Here is a 3539-nt window from a genome sequence, read left to right as displayed (position 1 = left end):
CGGGATCAGCTTGGTGCCCTGGTGGATCAACTGGTAGTACGCGTGCTGGCCGTTGGTGCCCGGCGTCCCCCACACCACCGGACCGGTCTGCCAGTCGACCTCCTTGCCGTCACGCGCCACATACTTGCCGTTGGACTCCATGTCCAGCTGCTGGAGGTAGGCGGTGAACTTGGAGAGGTAGTGCGAGTACGGCAGCACCGCGTGCGACTGGGCGTCGTGGAAGTTGCCGTACCAGATGCCCAGCAGGCCCAGCAGGAGGGGGACGTTGGACTCGGCGGGGGCGGTGCGGAAGTGCTCGTCGACCAGGTGGAAACCGTCCAGCATCTCGCGGAAGCGGTCCGGGCCGATGGCGATCATCAGGGAGAGGCCGATCGCCGAGTCGTAGGAGTAGCGACCGCCGACCCAGTCCCAGAACTCGAACATGTTCGCCGTGTCGATGCCGAAGTCCGACACCTTCTCGGCGTTCGTGGAGAGGGCCACGAAGTGCTTGGCGACCGCTTCCTGACCGGCCTTCAACTCGGTGAGCAGCCAGTTGCGGGCCGAGGTGGCGTTGGTGATCGTCTCGATCGTGGTGAACGTCTTGGAGGCGATGATGAACAGCGTCTCGGCCGCGTCCAGGTCACGGGTCGCCTCGTGCAGGTCGGCGCCGTCGACGTTGGAGACGAAACGGACGGTGAGGTCGCGGTCGGTGAAGCTGCGCAGCACCTCGTAGGCCATCGCCGGACCGAGGTCGGAGCCGCCGATACCGACGTTGACGACGTTCCTGATGCGCCTGCCGGTGTGGCCGGTCCACTCGCCGGAGCGGACGCGCTCGGCGAAGTCGCTCATCTTGTCCAGGACCGCGTGCACCTGCGGCACCACGTTCTCGCCGTCGACCTCGACCACCGCGTCGCGCGGGGCGCGCAGGGCCGTGTGCAGCACCGCGCGGTCCTCGGTGACGTTGATCTTCTCGCCGCGGAACATGGCGTCCCGCAGCCCGAACACGTCGGTGACGGCGGCGAGCTCCCTGAGCAGCCGCAGCGTCTCGTCGTTGACCAGGTGCTTCGAGTAGTCGATGTGGAGGTCGCCGACCTGGAGGGTGTAGCCCGTGCCGCGTCCCGGGTCGGCGTCGAACAGGTCCCGCAGACGGGTGTCGGCGAGCTCCTCCCGGTGCTTGGCGAGCGCGGTCCACTCGGGCGTCTGGTTGAGCCTGGTACGGCCGTCTGCGTTCATTCCGACTTCAGCCTTCTTCCTTGCACCTGTCCTGTTGCGTGCCTGTGCCGCTGCCGTTCCAACCTAGTTGATCAGCTCGGGGCACGGCCCGCCGTCGTGCGCTCCCGTGGCGCAACAACAGGTACGTCCGGCTTGCGCACCGGTGTCAACGAGGTGACGGCCGGGCAGGCGGGGTCGGCTGATGCGGCGGCCACACGAACGGCACGGCGATCCGGCCGGACAGGTGCTCGCGCCGAGCGCATGGACGCTCCCCTCGGCCGCACGCGCGGATATGCGGCGGCCACGGCGGGCGGGCCACGGCCGCCCGTGTCGCCCGCGTCATGCCGACGGCAGCCTCGCGCACCGTCACCGGCGCCCGCGCACGATGCGTCGGCGCACGATGCATCGGCCCGCGCCCCTTGGCGGGTACCACTGACAACGGGCCGGCCCCGGACTCGGACCCCGCCGCGAGACAGCTCCGGCCGGGCGCCCTCGGGCCCCGGCCGGTCTCAACTTCTAGATCTCGCCCCGCAGTTTGGCGAGCGCCTCGGCGAGGATCGCCTCGCCGTCCGCGTCGCTGCGCCGCTCCCGTACGTACGCGAGGTGCGTCTTGTACGGCTCGGTGCGCGGCGGGTCCGGCGGGTTGTCCCGGTCCTGACCGGCCGGGAAGCCGCAGCGCGGGCAGTCCCAGGTCTCGGGCACCTGCGCGTCGCTGGCGAAGCTCGGCTGCGTCTCGTGCCCGTTGGAGCACCAGAAGGAGATGCGCAGACGCGGCGCGGACTCGCCGCGCTCGGCCTCGCCCATCGGCCCCGCCCCGACCCGGCTACCTCGGATCGCGTTGCCACTTGCCACGGTCGTAACTCCCTGCGTGATGGTGCCGCGAAGCGAGTCGGCGTGTCGCTTCGTTGCGAGCGCCTCAGTCTACGTAAGGCCCAACGCGCGTCCAGTGGTGGGAGTTACCGCCCCCGCGCCTAGACGCAAGCCCCATGATAGGCCGCGCTCAGGTGCGCGTACCGAACATGGGGCCTTACGTGCGGATTGTGCGTGTGTGCGAGTCGCAGGTCAGCTGTTCGTCTTCATCAGGAGGCCGAGGACGACGATGCACGCGAGCCACAGCAGACCGATCACCAGGGTGATCCGGTCCAGGTTCCGCTCGGCGACCGAGGAGCCGCCGACGGAGGACTGCATGCCGCCACCGAACATGTCGGAGAGGCCGCCGCCCTTGCCCTTGTGCATCAGCACCAGCAGCATCAGCAGCAGGCTGAAGACGATCAGGGCGATCGAGAACCCCAAAACCACGGCTGGACCAACTCTCTCGGATTCGGATGAACGACTTCGGACGAACGACGGGGACAAGACGGCAAGCCGCCTTGTCCCCGCAAGGGTACGACGGATCGTCCCGTGGGCCTACTCGCTCTGCCCGATCACTGGTCGCGGAAGCGCACGATCTTGACGAATTCGTCCGCGTCCAGCGAGGCGCCGCCGACCAGGGCGCCGTCGATGTCGGCCTGCGCCATGATCTCGGCGACGTTGCCGGCCTTGACGGAGCCGCCGTACTGGATGCGGACCTGGTCGGCCAGCTCCTGGCTGTACAGCTCGGCGAGCTTGGCGCGGATCGCGGCGCAGACCTCCTGCGCGTCCCCGGCGCCGCAGACCTTGCCGGTGCCGATGGCCCAGACGGGCTCGTAGGCGATCACGATCGACTCGGCCTGCTCGGCCGGGAGGTCCTTGAGACCGCCCTCGACCTGGGCGAGGGTGTGGGCGACGTGGTTGCCCGCCTCGCGGACGTCCAGCTCCTCGCCGACGCACAGGATCGGGGTCAGACCGTGCTTGTAGGCGGCCTTGACCTTGGCGTTCACGACGTCGTCGGTCTCGGCGTGGTACTGGCGGCGCTCGGAGTGGCCGATGACCACGTACGTGCACTTCAGCTTGGCCAGCATGGGCCCGGAGATCTCGCCGGTGTAGGCGCCGGAGTCGTGCGCCGAGAGGTCCTGGGCACCGTACTTGATCTTGAGCTTGTCGCCGTCCACCAGGGTCTGCACGGAGCGCAGGTCGGTGAAGGGCGGCAGGACGGCGACCTCGACGGCCTCGTAGTCCTTGTCGGCCAGGGCGAAGGCGAGCTTCTGGACGTGCGCGATGGCCTCAAGGTGGTTGAGGTTCATCTTCCAGTTGCCCGCCATGATCGGCGTGCGCCCGGAAGCAGCGGATGCGGCCATGTGGGTCAGTCCTCCAGTGCGGCGAGGCCGGGGAGCGTCTTGCCCTCGAGGTATTCGAGGGAGGCGCCACCACCGGTCGAGATGTGTCCGAACGCGTTCTCGTCGAACTACCCCGGCAACCGGATCGTCGTC

The 3539-nt window shown here is 68.8% G+C and carries 4 protein-coding genes; all 4 read right to left on the bottom strand.

Annotated features, from left to right (window positions below; translation table 11 throughout):
* The coding region (pgi, locus tag AB0M11_RS41145) for a glucose-6-phosphate isomerase (RefSeq protein ID WP_365714080.1) at nt 1-1212 on the bottom strand (1212 nt) is incomplete at its 3' end.
* A gap of 495 nt (nt 1213-1707) precedes the next feature.
* Entirely contained in the window at nt 1708-2043 is a 336-nt protein-coding gene (locus AB0M11_RS41140; protein WP_003976875.1) for an RNA polymerase-binding protein RbpA, read from the bottom strand.
* A 210-nt stretch (nt 2044-2253) separates the two neighbouring features.
* Nucleotides 2254-2490, bottom strand: coding sequence for a preprotein translocase subunit SecG (gene secG / locus AB0M11_RS41135; RefSeq protein ID WP_365714078.1), 237 nt, complete (start codon nt 2488-2490; stop codon nt 2254-2256).
* Between the two features lie 125 nt (nt 2491-2615).
* Nucleotides 2616-3371: a triose-phosphate isomerase gene (gene tpiA, locus AB0M11_RS41130; RefSeq protein WP_365714082.1), complete on the bottom strand. Its 756-nt coding sequence runs from the start codon at nt 3369-3371 to the stop codon at nt 2616-2618.
* Nucleotides 3372-3539: the final 168 nt, after the last annotated feature.

Source organism: Streptomyces sp. NPDC051987 (assembly GCF_040680735.1).
Taxonomy (GTDB): domain Bacteria; phylum Actinomycetota; class Actinomycetes; order Streptomycetales; family Streptomycetaceae; genus Streptomyces.
This window is presented reverse-complemented; position numbering and strand designations above follow the sequence as displayed.

Excerpts from the sequence above, each read along its gene's own strand:
- tpiA (WP_365714082.1), bottom strand. The coding sequence starts at position 3,371 with ATGGCGGGCAACTGGAAGATGAACCTCAACCACCTTGAGGCCATCGCG.